Genomic DNA, 2,599 nt, shown 5'->3' on the forward strand with positions numbered 1-2,599 from the left:
GATTTATTAGATACCAATCAATTGGTAAATAATCCAGAATTATTAAATGAAATATTGAAGGATGGAATTAGAATATATGGATAATGTTAAATATGATTCTTATTACTTGGACAGAATAAAAAAGGATTTACTCTTTATTGATAAAAATATGCTAGGGGTAACAAAGCCAGAGTTCGAAGAAAATGAAGTGCTTCAGGATTCTATGATGTTTAGACTTATCCAAGTATCAGAAAATGCTAGAAAACTGTCTGAAGAATATCGAAAAGAAAAATCAGATATTCCATGGGGTGATATATTTGGATTAAGAAACAAGCTTGTACACGACTATGGTCATGTGGATTTGAAAATAGTATATGATACATTGGTTTATGATATTCCTGATGTAATAGAGCTACTTAAGGCGTGTGAAGGAATATGAAAGTCTATTCAAAGACTAATCGTTCCCTACATTGAGCCTTTGAAATTTTTTCTGTAAATATGGAACTTCTATGATAATTTAGATTAATGATGGGTGTAGTTAGATTGGCTACATCCCTTTTTAATATACCTATAGCATACCGTCTCGTCAAGGATTTTTTATTTGATGATAGATAAAGAATAAGGTACAATTTTGCACAATGTAGTTATAAAAGAGGTTTATGTAAGGGAGGACAAAATGAATATCGAACAAGAAATGTATGACCGAGTAACTAGATTCATCGAAAAACGTTTCCCTAAAGATTGGGGTGGAGCTGCTATCATACATACCGAAGAAGGAAGTTTTTTTACTAGTGTAGCTGTAGAAAGTGCCAACGGCTCTGTATTACTATGCATTGAAACTGGTGCAATCTGCGAGGCTCATAAGTTTAATGAAAAGGTTACTCACTGTTTGTGCGTAGTACGTGATGATGAAAAATCACCTTTTAAAGTGCTATCACCTTGCGGAGTATGCCAAGAACGCTTGAGATACTGGGGGACTAATGTTAATGTCGGTGTGACAACTGATGATGGCAGCATTAAATTTGTTACATTACACGAATTACAACCGTATCATTGGACAAAAGCTTATCCAGCAGATGAGTTAGAACATTTTGAAAAATTGGATTTAAATCTTAACTAGATATCATAAAATACCACTATCCCGAATATGAGATAGTGGTTATTGTTTTAATCAGTTAGTCTACCAGTATACATGATTGAAAGCTCTCCACGAACTTTGCCCCAATTTCTGATAGGCATTGTCCATTTTTTGGTAGCTTCAAAGGTTGCCAGATAAAGAGCCTTCATAAGAGCCGAAGGGCTTGGGAATACACTTCTCTGCTTGTTTAATCTACGATAACAAGAGTTTAAGCTCTCAATGGCATTGGTGGTGTAAAAAGCTGTTCTGACATCCATAGAAAACTTAAATATAGGAGTAATAACATCCCAGTTATCATGCCAACGATTCATTGCATGCGGATAAAGTGGCTCCCACTTCTTAGTAACCTCATCTAAGCGCTTAAGAGCAGCTTTTTCGTCAGCTGCTGTGTAAATGGTCTTAAGGTCTTTCGCGAAGTTTTTCATGTCCTTGTTAGCGACATACTTAAGAGTATTTCTAACCATGTGTACGATGCAGCGCTGGTGCTCTGTATTTGGAAATGCAGCCTGAATTGCTTCTTTAAGGCCTGTAAGTCCGTCTGAGCAAAGAATAAGGATATCCCGTACGCCACGATTCTTGAGGCTGTTTAAAACACCCAGCCAGTACTTGCTGCTCTCGTTTTCGCCAACCTCGATTGAAAGAACTTCCTTCATTCCATCCTCATTGATTCCAAGAACTACATATGCTGCAAGCTTGCTAACAATACCGTCATTACGAACTGAGAAATGTATAGCATCAATAAAAATTATCGGATATACGGATGAAAGAGGACGGTTCTGCCAATCCTCAATTTGAGGCATAAGCTTATCTGTAACATCGGAAATAAAGCCCTCACTGACTTCAAATCCATAGATAGATTCAACCATTTCAGAAATCTGAGTTGTGGTCATTCCCTTGGCATACATAGCAATAATCTGTTCTTCAATGCCAGATATATCTTTCTGTCTCTTCTTGACTACAGCAGGCTCGAATGTACTGTTTCTATCCTGAGGAACATCTACTTCAAACTCACCGTATTTGCTTCTCACAGTCTTTGGCTTAGTACCGTTGCGGTAGTTTGGTTCATCATCTCTAGCATACTTCTCATAGCCTAGATGATCATTCATTTCTGTCTCTAACATAGTCTGAATAGTTCCTGAAAGAAGATCCTTGAGTGCATCCTGGATGTCTTCAGCTGACTGAATATCATACTCACTGAGTAAGCCTTGGATTACAGCCTTCTTTCCTTCTGTCATTGGTTTTGCCTTATAAACGTTGTGTCTCTTGTTTGCCATAAAAATGGGCCTCCTTGATAATTAAAATTTTATCATAGAAGGTCCAATAATAATTGTCTTATATAAAATTTACAGAGATTTTTTCAAAGGCTCGAGATATACGGACTGAAAAACTCTTCTGACTCTTCCAAATACAAGACCTACAAGAAGGTCTACAATGAGATGTATAAGCTCTACAATCAAATAAGCTAAAAAATGGGGAATGTAA

Annotated in this window: 3 protein-coding genes; 2 read left to right on the forward strand and 1 reads right to left on the reverse strand. The window is 36.7% G+C overall.

The window, feature by feature from the left end; genetic code table 11:
- Positions 1-76: 76 nt before the first annotated feature.
- Both IJ535_RS13215 and IJ535_RS13220 read left to right on the forward strand, forming a co-directional pair.
- The gene (locus tag IJ535_RS13215; RefSeq protein WP_294303807.1) at positions 77-418 is read left to right on the forward strand and encodes a HepT-like ribonuclease domain-containing protein; all 342 of its coding nucleotides are present in this window, start codon (positions 77-79) and stop codon (positions 416-418) included.
- Positions 419-655: 237 nt separating this feature from the next.
- Entirely contained in the window at positions 656-1,099 is a 444-nt protein-coding gene (locus IJ535_RS13220; RefSeq protein WP_294303808.1) for a cytidine deaminase, read from the forward strand.
- A gap of 47 nt (positions 1,100-1,146) precedes the next feature.
- On the opposite strand, the gene IJ535_RS13225 is transcribed toward IJ535_RS13220, so the two are convergent.
- The gene (locus IJ535_RS13225; RefSeq protein ID WP_294303809.1) at positions 1,147-2,391 is read right to left on the reverse strand and encodes an IS256 family transposase; all 1,245 of its coding nucleotides are present in this window, start codon (positions 2,389-2,391) and stop codon (positions 1,147-1,149) included.
- Positions 2,392-2,599 lie beyond the last annotated feature (208 nt).

Origin of the sequence: Pseudobutyrivibrio sp. (assembly GCF_017471675.1) — a bacterium.
Taxonomy (GTDB): Bacteria; Bacillota; Clostridia; order Lachnospirales; family Lachnospiraceae; genus Pseudobutyrivibrio.